Below are 14,344 nucleotides of genomic sequence, written 5' to 3' on the forward strand. Positions count from 1 at the left end.
CGGAAGCCCTCCCGACCGCGGCGCCGACCGCACTATACCGTACCCGGGCGTGTGGTCGCGGAAGTGCGGCAGGAATCGCCGCCGGCCATGCTGAACGGGTATCGTTGCCGACTCGCGCGCTCCGGACCCGGCCGGCATGTTCGTATCCATTCCCACCCGCACGCAGCCCGGCTTCCGCTGGGCGACGCCGGCGCTGTGCGCACTGCTGTGGCTGACGTACTTCTGGGCCAGCATGCGCCCGGACAGCGCGCAGCACGACCTGCTGCTGGAATGGGGCGCGCTGAGCGGCGGCCTGGCGCCGACCGACCTGTTGCAGTCCTGGTCGGAAGCGGAGCGCTGGCTGCGATTGCTGAGCGCGCTGTTCCTGCACGCCGACTGGGCACACCTGGTCGGCAACCTGGTGTTCCTGCTGATCTTCGGCCTGCCGGCGGAGCGGGCGATGGGGCCGTGGCGGTTCCTGGCGCTGTTCCTGCTCGGTGGCGCATTCGCCAACTTCATCGCCGCGCTGGCGATCGGCGCGCCCGACCGGCTGATCATCGGCGCCAGCGGCGCGGTCTCGGCGATCATCGGCGCCTACCTGGCGCTGTTCCCGCGGGCGCGGCTGGGCGTGGTGCTGCCGCTGGGGCTGTTCCTGGAATTCGTGCGCGCGCCGGCGTCGCTGCTGATCGGCATCTGGGCGCTGCTGCAGGTGGTGTTCGCCTACATCGGCCCGGCGTTCGGCACGGTCGCCTGGGCGGCGCACGCCGGCGGCTTCGTCTTCGGCGCGGCGTTCGCGCTGGCCTCGCGCGGGGCGATCGCGCGGCGCCTGCGCAAGCGGCAAGGGTATTAGGGCCGTGATTGTTGATTCGTGATTGGTGATTGGAAAAAGCGGCCGACCGGGGAAGGGACCGCACCGCTGCCGCCGACCCGCTCTTGCGAATCACGAATCACGAATCACCAATCACGGCTCCCGGAATATAATCGGGCCATGGCCAAGCCGCTCTACAAGATCAGCTTTCTCAGCCACGGCAAGATCTACGAGCTGTACGCCCGCCGCGTGCAAAGCGGCAGCCTGTGGGGCTTCACCGAGGTCGCGGACCTGGTGTTCGACGTGCACGACGGCGTGGTGGTGGACCCGACCGAGGAGCGCCTGCGCGACGAGTTCGGCGCGACCCGGGTCCTGCATCTGCCGATGCAGAGCATCCTGCGTATCGAGGAAGTCGAAAAGAAGGGACAATCGGCGATCCGCGACGCCGGCTCCGGCGAGAAGGTCGTCACGCCGTTCCCACTGCCCGCCAAACCGCGCTGACCCGCCCACCAGGACCAGACCGCCATGCCGATTCGCCGCCGCATCTTTGCAATCGCCCTGGCCGTCCTGCCGCTCACCGGTTGCGAACGCGGACCGGCGCCGGCGACCGATGCCGAAGCGCCGCCTGCGGCGGCGCCGATCGCCCGCGGCGACAACGGCTTCGAGGTCGTCGTCACCCTGTCCGAGACCGCCGCCCGCACCCTGGCCGCCACCGACGAAAGCGTGATCGTGGCGGCCGACTACTTCGGTTATCCCACGGTCGCCGCGCAGCAGCGCGAGCTGCCGGGTACCGAGGATCCGTGGCTGACGCTGCATCGGCAGCAGGTCGAACTGGAAGGCGCCGGCACCGCCGAGTTCCCGCCGGTGGCGCTGGACCCGGCGCAGCTCGAACTGGTCGAGCGCGGCCGCCCGCAGTTGCTGATCAACGTCTATTCCGGGCGCCGCTCCTCGGAGGACAACCTGCTCGACTGCGGCACGTTCCAGGATGCGCTGTCGCTGGCGGTGCGCAACGGCGTCGCGATCGAGTGCAAGCTGATCGCGGAGTAGACCGGCGGACGCATTCACCGCGCCTATCACCCCCCTTGTAGAGCGGAGCTTGCTTCGCTGCTTCCGGCTCCGGAGCCCGGAGCAGCTCCGCTCTACGAGAAGGCGGCTACCGCGAAGAGGTCTGCGCCGCGACCGGCGGCGGCAGCGGCAGCGGCTTCTTCAGTTCCGCCAGGGCGGCTTCGATCGGGCCGTCGCCGTCGAGCACGTCGCCGGCGTTGTCGCCGGGCAGGCCTTCCTCGTCGCCGCGCAGGTGTCCGGGCAAGGCCGCCTCGGAATAGTCGCGGGCGATGCCGGCGGGGCGGTTCTCCGGCTCCAGCACCACGTCAGGATCGATGCCACGCGCCTGGATCGAACGCCCGCTGGGGGTGTAGTAGCGCGCGGTGGTCAGTTTCACCGAATCGCCGTTGTCCAGCGGCAGCAGCGTCTGCACCGACCCCTTGCCGAAGGTGCGGCTGCCGACGATGCGCGCGCGCCCGTTGTCGCGCAGCGCGCCGGCCAGCACCTCGGAAGCGCTGGCCGAACCGGCGTCGACGATCACCACCACGGGCGCGCCGTCGAGCAGGTCGCCCGGCGTGGCCGAGAATTCGGCATCGCTGATGCTGATCCGGCCACGGGTACTGACGATCGCGCCCTCCTCGAGCAGGTCGTCGGCGATCTGCACCGCCGAGGTGAGCAGCCCCCCGGGATTGGTCCGCAGGTCCAGCACCAGGCCACGCAATGGCCCGTCCGCCTGCAGTTCGCGCAGGGTGCTCTGGAAGTCGGCGGCGGTGTCGACCTGGAACGCGCTGACGCGGATGTAGCCGTAGCCGGGTTCGAGCAGCCGCCCGCGCACGCTGGCCACGCGGATGGTTTCGCGCTCGACCGGGATCTCCAGCGGCTCCGGCGCGCCCTCGCGCAGCACGGTCAGCAGCACCGAGGTGCCTGGCTCGCCGCGCAGGGGGCCGACGCCTTCGTGGCTGGACGGAGTGAACGTTTGTCCGTCGGCGGCGATGATGGTGTCGCCGCTGCGGATGCCGGCGCGCGCGGCCGGGGTGTCGTCGATCGGGGCGATGACGCGCAGGCTGCCCTCGGGCAGTTGCATCACCTCGACGCCGATGCCGCTGTAGGCGCCGGTGGTGCTCTCGTCGAAGGCCTCGGCGTCGTCGCGCTCGAGGTAGGCGCTGTGCGGATCGAGGTCCAGCAGCAGCCCGCGGATCGCCGACTGCATCAGTTCGCGGTCCTCGACCGGATCGACGTAGGCTTCCTTGACCGCGTTGTAGACCGCGACGTAGCGCCGGATCTCCTGCAGCGGCACCCGGCTCGAGGCGTTTTCGACGGCATCCGGGTCGGTGCCGGGCGCGACCGCGCGCGCCTGCTCGCGTGCGTCGAGCGGCGGATCCCGGTCGTCCCCTGGCGGTTCCGGTGCCTCGTCCTCGTCCTGCCCCGCGGCCGCTGGTGCGGTGGGCTCCGGTTCCGGCACCGCGGGCGGCGGTGTCGCGGCGTCTGGCTCGTCGCCGGGCTCCGACGGCGACGGCAATGCCGGCTGCGGCGGCGCCGGCGCCACGTCGCCGGCGCGCTCCTGCGCATGCAGGGGCGCCAGCAACAGGACGGCGGCAGTGGCGAACGACAGCACGCAACGACGCATGAACGGCTCCGGGGGAATGCGAGAGATTCGGACCGCGGGATGCGCCGCGGGTTCAATCGATTATGCCTCCCGCCCGGGGAGAGGCGGGTAAACGGCTCGGAAACGGAATGTGCCGTGTCGTCCCCGTTCGATCCCGGTCGCGAATCGCGTTGCACCTCAACGGCGGTCCGGCGGCGCTGTTCGATCCGCGCAGGCGCGCCTCGGGCAAGCTCGGGAACAGGTCTGGTCGCGGGCGCCGCGAACCCGCGACGGCTCGGCGGCGCGGCTTCTTCCGCCGGGTCGCGACTGCCGTCGCTCCCACGAAGAACGACCGGAGGTGGGCGACCCTGGGCCGCCCTCTTGTAGGAGCGACGGCAGCCGCGACACCGCGAACCGCACCGCCACCCTCGCCGCGCCTTCGTGAGCGCCACCCCATGATCGCCGCTCACGATCCGGCAGCGCTCGCCTGGGGGGGTCTGCGCCGGATCAGCGCTTCTGCAGCCAGGTCGCGGGATCGATCGGCTTGCCGTCGCGGCGCAACTCGAAGTAGAGCGCCGGCTGCCCCTGGCCCCCGGAGTTGCCGACGCTGGCGACCGCATCGCCGCGGCCGACGCGGTCGCCGACGTCGCGCAGCAGGGCGTCGTTGTGCGCATACAGGCTCATGTGGCCGTTGCCGTGGTCGACGATCACGATCAAGCCATAGCCGGTCATCCATTCGGCGAAGACCACGGTGCCGTCGGCGACCGCCTGCACCGTGGTGCCGCTGGGCGCGCCGATCAGCACGCCGGAGCTGGTGCGGCCGTCGGGCATCCGGCCGCCGAACCCGGCCAGCAGGTTGCCCGACAGCGGCCAGCCGAGTCCGCCGACCCGGATCGGCGCGCCGCGCGCGACCTGCGCCGGCGCCCGCCGCGTGTCGTCGCCTTCGCGGCGGGCGCGGGCGGCGGCGGCACGCTCGGCGGCGGCGGCGCGCGCGGCCGCCTCGCGCAACTGCGCCAGCACGCGCTCGAGTCCCTTGGCGTCGCGCCCCAGCGCCTGCTCGCGCTCGCGGCGGTCGTCGTGGCGCCGCTCGAGCTGCGCGACGGTGGCGGCGCGTTCGCCGCGCTCGCGTTCGAGCTCGCCGAGCTGTTCGCGCTGGCGCTGCCGGGCCTCCGCGAGCGCCGCGGTGCGCTCGTCGATCTCGCGCTCGACGGCGTCCAGTTCGGCCAGCTCGTCGCGCAGGGTGCCGATGCGTTCGGCGCGCTGGCGCTGCAGATAGCGGTGATAGGCCAGCGTGCGGTTGGCATCGCCGACGCGATCCTGCGCCAGCAGCAGCTTGAGCGCGGCGTGATCGCCGAGGCCGTAGGCTGCACGCAACAGCCCCGCCAGTTCCTCGCGCTGGGCGCCGAGGCGCTGCTGCAGCTCGCCTCGGCGCGCGCCGAGTTCGGCCAACGCCAGCTCCTCGCGTTCGAGCCCGGCCTCGGTCTCGCGCAGCGCGCGGGTGGCGGCCGCGACCCGCTCGTCCGCGGCGCGCAACTGGCGCGCCGCCGTGCCGCGCTGGCCTTCGAGCTTGCGGCGCTCGGCGGCGACGCTTTCGAGTTCGCGCTTGACCCGCTCCAGCCGGCGCTCGGTCTCGCGCTGCTGCTGGGCCGTCGCCGGTACCACCGCCGTGGCCAGGGCCACCGCAAGCACGACATGACGCAGGCTCGTCATCGCGATCAGCGCGGCGGCAACAGCGACCGGCCGGTCATCTCCCGCGGCTGCTCCAGGCCGAGCAGGTCCAGGATCGTCGGCGCCAGATCGCGCAGCGCACCGCCCCCGCGCAGGCCGCCGTCGCGATCGCCGACGTAGACCAGGTCCACCGGTCCGACCGTGTGCGAGGTGTGCGGCTGCCCGGTTTCCGGGTCGCGCATCATCTCGACGTTGCCGTGGTCGGCGGTCACCAGCACTTCGCCGCCCTTCGCGCGCGCCGCCTCCACCACTTCGCCCAGCGCCTGGTCGACCGTCTCGACGGCGCGGATCGCGGCCTGCAGGTCGCCGGTATGGCCGACCATGTCGGGATTGGCGAAGTTGCAGATCACCACGTCGAACCGGTCCGACCCGATCGCCTCGAGCAGCCGCGACGTCACCTCGGGGCAGCTCATTTCCGGCTGCAGGTCGTAGGTGGCGACCTTCGGGCTGGGCACCAGGATGCGCTCCTCGCCGGCGTACGGTTCCTCGCGCCCGCCGCTGAAGAAGAAGGTCACGTGCGCGTACTTCTCGGTCTCGGCGATGCGCAGCTGGGTCAGGCCGCGCGCGGCCAGCACCTCGCCCAGGGTGTTGGGCAGGTGGTCGGGCGCGAAGGCGACCGGTGCCGGCAAGGTGGCGTCGTACTCGGTCAGGCAGACGAAGCGCGCCAGCCGCGGTCGGCGCGCGTCGAAACCATCGAACTCCGGTGCGACGAAGGCGGCACTGAGCTGGCGCGCGCGGTCGGCGCGGAAATTCATGAACACCACGGCATCGCCGTCGGCGATGCCGTCGGCGCCGTCGAGCACGGTCGGCAGCACGAACTCGTCGTTCTCCTCGCGCGCGTAGGCGGCCTGCAGCGCCGCCAGGGCATCGGGCGCGCGCTCGCCCCGTGCCTCGACGATCGCGTCCCAGGCCTTGCGCACCCGGTCCCAGCGCTTGTCGCGGTCCATGGCGTAGTAGCGGCCGCCGACGCTGGCGATGCGGGCATTGCCGAGCGCGTCGCACTTCGCCTGCAGGGCGCGCAGGCTCTCGGCGGCCGAGCGCGGCGGCGTGTCGCGGCCGTCGAGGAAGGCGTGCACTGCGACCTTCGGCACCCCGCGCTGCGCCGCCAGCTCGAGCATGGCGAAGACGTGGGACTCGTGGCTGTGCACGCCGCCGGGCGAGAGCAGGCCGAGCACGTGCAGCGTACCGCCGCCGGGATCGCCGGAACTGGCCGCATCGCAGGCGGCGACCAGCTCGGCGTTGTCGAAGAAGCTGCGGTCCTCGATCGCCGCATCGATCCGGGTCAGCTCCTGGTAGACGATGCGCCCGGCGCCGAGATTCATGTGCCCGACCTCGGAATTGCCCATCTGCCCGTCCGGCAGGCCGACGAAGCGGCCCTCGGTGTGGATCAGCGTATGCGGGTGCGCCTGGTACAGCCGGCGCCAGTTGGGGATTTCGGCCAGCGCCAGGGCGTTGTCGCGCGGATCCTCGCGATGGCCCCAGCCATCGAGGATCAGCAGGATGACCGGTTTCGGACGTTTGACGGCTGCGGACACGACGATGGGCCCTGTGACTTCGGACAGATGCGATTGTAGCGAAGCCGGTGCATGCTGGCGGTCAAGCGGAAACCGCGCCCCGGCGCGGGTATCCTTTTTGCCGCCGCAACACGAGAGACGCATCATGGCCCATCGCCCCGCCCGCCTCACCTTCGCGCTCCTGCTCGCCCTGGCCGCCGCGCCGGCGCTCGCGGAGGGCGAGAACATCAGCAAGGTCAACGGCAGCGTGACCGCCGAGGCGGACCGCGTGTACGGCGACCTGAGCACGGTCAACGGCAGCGTCCGCATCGGCGACGGCGCGCGGATCGAGGATGCGGAAACCGTCAACGGCTCCATCCATGTCGGCGATCGCGTCGAGGCGCGCAACCTGGAGACGGTGAACGGCGGCATCACGCTCGGGCACGACGTCACCGCTCGCAGCATCACCACCGTCAACGGCCACGTGCGCGCCGGCCGCGACGCCCGCATCGGCGGCGCCGTCGAAACCGTGAGCGGCAGCGTCTTCCTCGACCGCGGCACCACCGTCGCCGGCGGCGTCAGCACCGTGAGCGGCGGCATCGGCCTGGTCGATACCGACCTCGAGGGCGGCATCGAGACCGTCAACGGCGACGTCACCGTCGGCGTCGGCTCGCACGTGCGCGGCGGCCTGCGGATCCGCAAGCCGAATTCGAGCTGGTTCCTGGTCAACGTCAACAAGCGCAAGCCGCGCGTGATCATCGGCCCCGACGCCGTGGTCGAGGGCGAGCTGGTGTTCGAGCGCGAGGTGACCCTGTACGTGCACGAGAGCGCCCGCACCGGCCGCGTCAGCGGCGCCGAGGCCGTGCGTTATTCGGGCGCGCGTGCGCCGCACGAATAAGGCTGGGAACGAGAAACGAGGCGTGAGAAGCGAGTGAAGGCGGCAGGCCTGTTCTTACTCGTTTCCCGTTTCTCTCCACTCGTTCCTCGCCTTACCGTTAGAATCGCGGATTCCCGTCACGGAGATTCCGCATGCAACGACCCCTGCTGATCAGCCTGGCCGCCGCGCTGGCGCTGGCCGCCTGCGGCGGCGAACGCCCGGCCGAGACCGGCGACGGCGCGCCGCAGGCAGACGCCGCACCAGCCGCCGATGCCCACGCGTTTTCTCCCGAGATCAACGAAACCGATTTCCGCGAGCTGGTGAAGACCCTCGCCTCGGACGAGTTCGAGGGCCGCGCGCCCGGCTCGCCCGGCGGCGAGAAGACGGTCGAGTACATCCGCGCCCAGTACGAGCGCCTCGGCCTGCAGCCGGGCGGCGAGGACGGCGGCTGGTACCAAACGGTGCCGATGGTCGAGACCACCGCCGATGAATCCACGGTGCTGCGCCTGGACAGCAACGGCGAGGCGCGCGACCTGCAGTTCGGCACCGACATGGTGATCGGCACCCGCACCGGCGAGACGCAGGTGAACATCGCCGACAGCGAGCTGGTGTTCGTCGGCTACGGCGTCGATGCGCCGGAGCAGGACTGGAACGACTACGCCGGCGTGGACGTCGAGGGCAAGACCGTCGTCATCCTGGTCAACGATCCCGGCTTCCACGCCGGCGACGACAGCCTGTTCGAAGGCAACCGGATGACCTACTACGGGCGCTGGACCTACAAGTACGAGGAGGCCGCGCGCAAGGGCGCCGCCGCCGCGCTGATCATCCACGACACCGAGGGCGCCTCCTACGGCTGGGACGTGGTCCGCAACTCCTGGTCGGGCGCGCAGTTCGACCTGCGCGCAGCGGACGATCCGGAGCCGCGCCTGCCGGCGCAGGGCTGGATCACCGGCGAGGTCGCGCGGCAGCTGTTCGCCGATTCGGGGCTCGACCTGGACGAGATGTACGAGGCCGCCAACCAGCGCGGCTTCGAGGCGGTGCCGCTGAAGGCCAGCATGTCGGTCGACCTGAAGAGCACCGTGACCGAGAAGTCCTCGCGCAACGTGATCGGCGTGCTGCCCGGCAGCGAGCGCCCGGACGAGGCGGTGATCTACATGGGCCACTGGGACCACCTCGGCGTGCACGAGCGCGACGACGGCACCCGCGAGATCTACAACGGCGCGGTCGACAACGCCACCGGCATCGCCGGCATCATCGAGATCGCCGGCCGCTTCGCCGGCGAGGAGCCGGCGCCGAAGCGCTCGCTGGCGTTCCTGGCGGTGACGCTGGAGGAGTCCGGCCTGCTCGGGTCCAAGTACTACGTGGCGCACCCGACCTTCCCGATGGAGAAGACCGTCGCGGTGGTCAACCTCGACGCCATGAGCGTCGCCGGCCCGTCGCGCGATTTCGTGGTCACCGGCAAGGGCAACTCCGAACTCGAGGACATCCTCGAGACCTTCGCCGGCGAGCAGCAACGCGTGCTGGTGGAGGAAGGCAATCCGGCGGGTGGCTACTACTTCCGCTCCGACCACTTCAACTTCGCCAAGGCCGGCGTGCCGGCACTGTACGCCAAGGGTGGCAACGACCTGGTCGAAGGCGGCACCGCGGCCGGCAAGGCGGCGACCGAGGACTACGCCTCGCGCTACCACCAGCCGGGCGACGTCTACCGCGAGGAATGGAACCTCGCCGGCGTGATCCAGGACCTGGAGGCCCTGTACGGCGTCGGCCGCGTCCTGGCCGACGATGTCGACCGCTGGCCGAACTGGTACGAGGGCAATCCGTTCAAGGCCGCGCGCGACCGGATGATGGCTGGAGAGCCGGAAACGAGAAACGAGGAGTGAACCAGTGAAAACGGCGGGCTTCTGCTTGCCTACTCGTTCCTCAGTTTTTCTCCGCTCGTTACCCACTGCAGAAAACGGCGCCCACGGGCGCCGTTTTCGTATCCGCAAAGCCGCCACGCGCACGCAAGCGCATCAGGGCGGCACGCTTTTCTCTCGCTTCCCACTCCTCGTTTCTCGTTGCTCGTTCTCGCCCCCCCGATGCCGAGCACCGGCCGGAATGCCCATGCGCCGCTCGCGCCAGCGCTCCCAGAACGACAGCGCCACCAGCACGAACAGCGCCAGCGCCGTGGTCATCAGCGCCAGCAGGTAGTAGTCCAGTCCCGCCGCCACGCCGATCGCCGCCACCATGAGCAGCGAGGCGGCGGTGGTGATGCCGGCGATCGTTTCGCCGCCGCGGCGACTCTGGCTGAAGATCGTGCCGGCGCCGATGAACGCCACGCCGGCGATCACCGCCTCGACCAGGCGGAACGGATCGACCTGCAGGATCTCCGCCGCCTGCCCGCCGGCGCGCTCGACCACCGACAGCTGGCCGATGCCGATCAGCAGCGCGGCCGCGCCGGCGACCAGCATGTGGGTGCGGAAGCCCGCAGGCCGCTGCTTGAGTTCGCGTTCGTAGCCGATCAGGCCGCCGAGCAGCATGGCGTAGGCCATGCTGACGACGACGCCGAACTGCCCGGTGAAATCGTCCATGGCGCGCAGCTTCGCGCCGCTTCCGTCATGACGCGGTGATCAGGCGTACCCGTGCGAAATTGCGCTTGCCGACCGCCAGCACGCCCTCGAACCCGGGCGCGAACACCTGCTGCGGATCCTCGACCACCGCACCGTCCACCTTCACCGCACGCTCCCTGAGCTTGCGGTTGGCCTCGGAATTGCTGGGCGTGAGCCCGGCGGCGGTCAGCAGGGCGGCCACGCGCAAGCCCTCGACCGGTACCGCCACTTCCTGCAGCGGCAGCAGCGCGGTGTCGCCCTGCCCGCGCACCGCGGCGTCCCAGCCGGCGATCGCGGTCGCGGCGGCGGCGGCGTCGTGGAAGCGCGCGGCCAGCTCCCGCGCCAGGCGCTGCTTGACGTCGCGCGGATTGAGCCGGCCGGCGTCGACCTCCTGCCGCAGGCGCCGCGCCTCGTCCGCGCCGATCTCGAAGCTGAGCAGTTCGATCCACTTCCACATCAGCGCATCGCCGATCTTCATCGTCTTGTTGACGATGTCGATCGCCGGCTCGTCGATGCCGATGTAGTTGCCCAGCGACTTGGACATCTTCTGTACGCCGTCCAGGCCCTCCAGCAGCGGCATCGTCAGCACCACCTGCGGCTTCTGGCCGTGCGCCTCCTGCAGGCCGCGGCCCATCAGCAGGTTGAACTTCTGGTCGGTGCCGCCGAGCTCGACGTCGGCCTCCAGCGCCACCGAGTCAAACCCTTGGACCAGCGGATACAGGAACTCGTGGATCGCGATCGGCTGCTGGCCGGCATAGCGCTTGGCGAAGTCGTCGCGCTCGAGCATGCGCGCCACGGTGTGCTGCGCCGCCAGCCGGATCATGTCGGCGGCGTCCATCTTCCCGAACCATTCGGAGTTGAAGCGCACCTCGGTGCGCTCGCGGTCGAGCACCTTGAACACCTGGGCGGCGTAGGTCTCGGCGTTGGCCAGCACGTCCTCGCGGGTGAGCGGCTTGCGGGTGGCGTTCTTGCCGCTGGGGTCGCCGATCATGCCGGTGAAGTCGCCGATCAGGAAGATCACCGTGTGGCCGAGGTCCTGGAACTGCCGCATCTTGTTCAGCAGCACGGTATGGCCCAGGTGCAGGTCGGGCGCGGTCGGATCGAAGCCGGCCTTGATGCGCAGCGGCCGGTCCTGCCGCAGGCGCGCGTGCAGCTCCTCGGCCTTGAGGATCTCGTCGGCGCCGCGGGCGATCAGCTCGAAGGCGGTCTGCGCGGAGGCGGCAGGGGTCTCTGGCACGGCGGAGGTCTCGCGGGTCGCGGAGCGGGCACATAGCTGAATGTGACCCAGTTCCTGAAAATGAGTTAAGTCGATGTTAACCGAAACGTTCGTGAAAAATGCGAGCCGGCTCAAGTATTTGACGCGTGCAGCTCACGTCTTTATGTTACCTCGCTGACGCGTCCTTCACGCCATCTCCCGGAAACGCACATGACGCCACCCGCCGCGGATGCCGACCGCAATCGTCTTGTCCGTCTTTCCAACCTGCAGGCCGTCGCCCAGCGCGCGGCGCAACTCTCGCAGCAGGTCCCGGCGTTCATCGAACGCAATGGCTTCAACGGTCGCTGGACGCGCCGGCACTGGGCGCATGCCAGCCTGTTCGCCACCCTCGGCGCGCTGGTGGTCACGCTGGTGCCGGGCTTCTCCAGCGCGATGCAGACCACGCCGGTCCACGGACAGGCGCTGACCACGATGGCGCTGCCGCTGCCGCCGCTGCCGGCCACGAAGGCGAAACACGCGGAGACGGCGCACTGGGAACTGGTCACGGTGCAGTCCGGGCAGACGCTGGGCGAGATCTTCTCCGACCTCGACATTCCCGCCGCCACCCTGCACCGGATTCTCGAACACTCGTCCGCGAAGGACGCGCTGGCGCGGATCCGCCCCGGCACCGAGCTCGGCTTCGACCTGCATGCCGACGGCCGACTCCGCGGCTTCCGCTTCGATCGTGGCGACACCGAGCGCGTGCAGCTGAGCCTGCGCGGCGGCGAGATCAGCGAACACGTGATCGAACGCCCGGTCGAAGTGCATACCGCGGTGGTCACCGGCGAGATCACCAATTCGCTGTACGGGTCGGCGCGCCAGGCCGGGCTGTCGCCGAAGGTCATACACACCCTGACCGACGGCATCTTCCAGTACGACATCGACTTCTCGCGCGAGATCCAGCCCGGCGACCGCTACAGCGTGGTGATCGAGGAGCTGTGGCGCGAGGGCGAGAAGATCGGCAGCGGCGACGTCCTCGCCGCGACCTTCACCACCGGCGGCAAGACCTATTCCGGCTTCCGTTTCGAACGCGACGGCAAGGCCGAGTACTTCACCGCCGATGGCCGCCCGTTGAAGAAGAGCTTCCTGCGCATGCCGATCGAATTCGCGCGGCTGAGCTCCAGGTTCGGCAACCGCCGGCACCCGGTACTGGGCACGATGCGCATGCACAAGGGCGTCGACTACGCCGCCGGCACGGGCACCCCGATCAAGGCGGCAGGCGATGCCCGGGTGCAGTTCAAGGGCAAGCAGCGCGGCTATGGCAACGTCGTCATCCTCGACCACGGCCGCGGCTACACCACGCTGTACGCGCACATGTCCCGCTTCGCCAACATCCGCCAGGGGCAGCGGGTGCCGCAGGGCCAGGTGATCGGCTACGTCGGCGCCACCGGCCTGGCCACCGGCCCGCACCTGCACTACGAATTCCGCGTCAACGGCGCGCACCGCAACCCGCTGTCGCAGACGATGCCGCCGCCGGAACCGCTGAAGGGCCAGGCGCTGGCGCAGTTCAAGGCGCAGGCGGCGCCGGCGCTGGCGCGCATCCAGCAGGTCGAGACCCTGCGCTACGCGCAGCGCCCGCCCGAACCCGGTCGCGAAGTCGCCGCGGCGCGCAAGCCGGGCGCCAAGCGCGGCTGAGGCGGCGCCCGGCACGACCGCATCCAACCGCCGCCGCGGTGATTGCCGCACCCGCAGCGGCGCACGCCGCCGGCGCCGGCGCCGGCGCCGGCGCCTGGCCGCATACTTTCACGTCGCGTCCGCGGCGCTGAAGACGAGGCCCCATGCCGACCACTCCCGCCCCGTCCCTGTACCTGGGCCTGATCTCCGGCACCAGCGCCGACGGCATCGATGCCGCGCTGGTCGATTTCGACGACACCCGGCCGCAGCCGCGCCTGGTCTTCGGCCGCACCTATCCCTGGGAGCCGGCGCTGCGCGCGCGCCTGGTCGAGCTCGGCCAGCGCGACGCGCAGCTCGGCCTCGACGACTTCGGCGAGCTCGACGTGCGCATCGGCCACGCCTTCGCCACCGCCGCGCTGCAGGCGCTGGCCGACAGCGGCACCCCCGCCGCCGACGTCGCCGCGATCGGATCGCACGGGCAGACGCTGCGGCACCGGCCGCACGGACGCGGGGGCGACGGCCGCTTTCCGTTCACCCTGCAGCTCGGCGACCCCTCCACCCTGGCCGAACGCGCCGGCACCACCGTCGTCGCCGATTTCCGCCGCCGCGACGTCGCCGCCGGCGGCCACGGCGCGCCGCTGCTGCCAGCGCTGCACGCGGCGTTGCTGGCCTCCGCCGGGGAGTCGCGCGCGGTGCTCAATCTCGGCGGCATCGCCAACCTCACGCTGCTGCCGCGCGGCGGCGCGGTGCGCGGGTTCGACACCGGACCCGCCAACGGACTGATGGACGCGTGGTGCCTGCGCCGGACCGGCGCCGGGTTCGACGCCGGCGGCGCGTTCGCGGCTTCGGGGCGCGTCGACGAGGTGCTGCTGTCGCGGTTGCTGGACGAGCCCTGGTTCGCGCTGCCGCCGCCCAAATCGACGGGTCGCGACCAGTTCCACCTCGGCTGGCTGGAGGCGCGCCTGGCGGGCGCCGAGGCAGCGGCCGACGTGCAGGCGACCCTGCTCGCGCTCAGCGTCCGCACCATCGCCGGCGCGCTGCGGGCGGCCCAGCCCGATACCGCACGCGTGATCGCCTGCGGCGGCGGCGTCCACAACCCGGTGCTGATGGCGGCGCTGTCGGCGGCGCTGCCCGGCTGCACCGTGGAATCGAGCGCGGCGCATGGCCTCGATCCCGATTTCGTCGAGGCGATGGGCTTCGCCTGGCTGGCGCGGCAGGCGCTGCTGGGGCGGCCCGGCAACCTGCCCGGCGTCACCGGTGCGGCAGGACCGCGCGTCCTCGGCGGCATTTATTCGCGCCAGGCAGAACTTTCCCGTTACGGTGAGAACGAGGCCGTCGCCACGGGTGCCGCCAACGAATAGCCGCGCCGATAC

Annotated in this window: 12 protein-coding genes; 7 read left to right on the forward strand and 5 right to left on the reverse strand. The window is 71.1% G+C overall.

Features of this window, described 5'->3' with window-relative positions; all coding sequences use genetic code 11:
• The first annotated feature begins 136 nt into the window (after positions 1 to 136).
• The 3 genes from U3649_RS01275 (at position 137) to U3649_RS01285 (ending at position 1,834) form a co-directional block, all read left to right on the forward strand.
• The gene (locus U3649_RS01275; protein ID WP_407353091.1) at positions 137 to 829 is read left to right on the forward strand and encodes a rhomboid family intramembrane serine protease; all 693 of its coding nucleotides are present in this window, start codon (positions 137 to 139) and stop codon (positions 827 to 829) included.
• Between the two features lie 138 nt (positions 830 to 967).
• Complete coding sequence (locus U3649_RS01280; RefSeq protein WP_407353092.1) at positions 968 to 1,288, forward strand: DUF1820 family protein; 321 nt, start codon at positions 968 to 970, stop codon at positions 1,286 to 1,288.
• 24 nt (positions 1,289 to 1,312) lie between these two features.
• On the forward strand, positions 1,313 to 1,834 hold the full coding sequence (locus tag U3649_RS01285) for a hypothetical protein (protein WP_407353093.1): 522 nt from the start codon (positions 1,313 to 1,315) through the stop codon (positions 1,832 to 1,834).
• A 106-nt stretch (positions 1,835 to 1,940) separates the two neighbouring features.
• On the opposite strand, the gene U3649_RS01290 is transcribed toward U3649_RS01285, so the two are convergent.
• The 3 genes from U3649_RS01290 to gpmI all read right to left on the reverse strand — a co-directional run bounded on the left by U3649_RS01290 (position 1,941) and on the right by gpmI (position 6,679).
• A complete protein-coding gene (locus U3649_RS01290; protein ID WP_407353094.1) occupies positions 1,941 to 3,458 on the reverse strand; it encodes a S41 family peptidase in 1,518 nt (505 codons plus the stop codon).
• Between the two features lie 465 nt (positions 3,459 to 3,923).
• The gene (locus U3649_RS01295) at positions 3,924 to 5,126 is read right to left on the reverse strand and encodes a murein hydrolase activator EnvC family protein (RefSeq protein WP_407353095.1); all 1,203 of its coding nucleotides are present in this window, start codon (positions 5,124 to 5,126) and stop codon (positions 3,924 to 3,926) included.
• A gap of 5 nt (positions 5,127 to 5,131) precedes the next feature.
• Positions 5,132 to 6,679, reverse strand: coding sequence for a 2,3-bisphosphoglycerate-independent phosphoglycerate mutase (gene gpmI, locus U3649_RS01300; protein WP_407353096.1), 1,548 nt, complete (start codon positions 6,677 to 6,679; stop codon positions 5,132 to 5,134).
• Positions 6,680 to 6,803: 124 nt separating this feature from the next.
• On the opposite strand from gpmI, the gene U3649_RS01305 reads away from it, so the two are divergent.
• Positions 6,804 to 7,535 (forward strand): hypothetical protein, encoded by a 732-nt coding sequence (locus U3649_RS01305; RefSeq protein ID WP_407353097.1) that lies wholly within the window; start codon positions 6,804 to 6,806, stop codon positions 7,533 to 7,535.
• Between the two features lie 131 nt (positions 7,536 to 7,666).
• Positions 7,667 to 9,394 (forward strand): M28 family metallopeptidase, encoded by a 1,728-nt coding sequence (locus U3649_RS01310; RefSeq protein ID WP_407353098.1) that lies wholly within the window; start codon positions 7,667 to 7,669, stop codon positions 9,392 to 9,394.
• A 132-nt stretch (positions 9,395 to 9,526) separates the two neighbouring features.
• Here the strand turns inward: U3649_RS01310 and U3649_RS01315 are convergent, their stop codons facing one another.
• Positions 9,527 to 10,084 (reverse strand): MgtC/SapB family protein, encoded by a 558-nt coding sequence (locus U3649_RS01315; RefSeq protein WP_407353099.1) that lies wholly within the window; start codon positions 10,082 to 10,084, stop codon positions 9,527 to 9,529.
• 25 nt (positions 10,085 to 10,109) lie between these two features.
• Entirely contained in the window at positions 10,110 to 11,339 is a 1,230-nt protein-coding gene (gene tyrS / locus U3649_RS01320; protein WP_407353100.1) for a tyrosine--tRNA ligase, read from the reverse strand.
• Between the two features lie 189 nt (positions 11,340 to 11,528).
• Here tyrS and U3649_RS01325 point away from each other — a divergent pair, with 189 nt between their 5' ends.
• Positions 11,529 to 12,992, forward strand: a complete 1,464-nt coding sequence (locus U3649_RS01325; RefSeq protein WP_407353101.1) for a peptidoglycan DD-metalloendopeptidase family protein — start codon at positions 11,529 to 11,531, stop codon at positions 12,990 to 12,992.
• A gap of 143 nt (positions 12,993 to 13,135) precedes the next feature.
• Positions 13,136 to 14,332, forward strand: coding sequence for an anhydro-N-acetylmuramic acid kinase (locus U3649_RS01330; RefSeq protein WP_407353102.1), 1,197 nt, complete (start codon positions 13,136 to 13,138; stop codon positions 14,330 to 14,332).
• The last annotated feature ends 12 nt before the right edge of the window (positions 14,333 to 14,344 follow it).

It is taken from the genome of Luteimonas sp. R10, from assembly GCF_045689605.1.
Classification (GTDB): Bacteria; Pseudomonadota; Gammaproteobacteria; order Xanthomonadales; family Xanthomonadaceae; genus Luteimonas.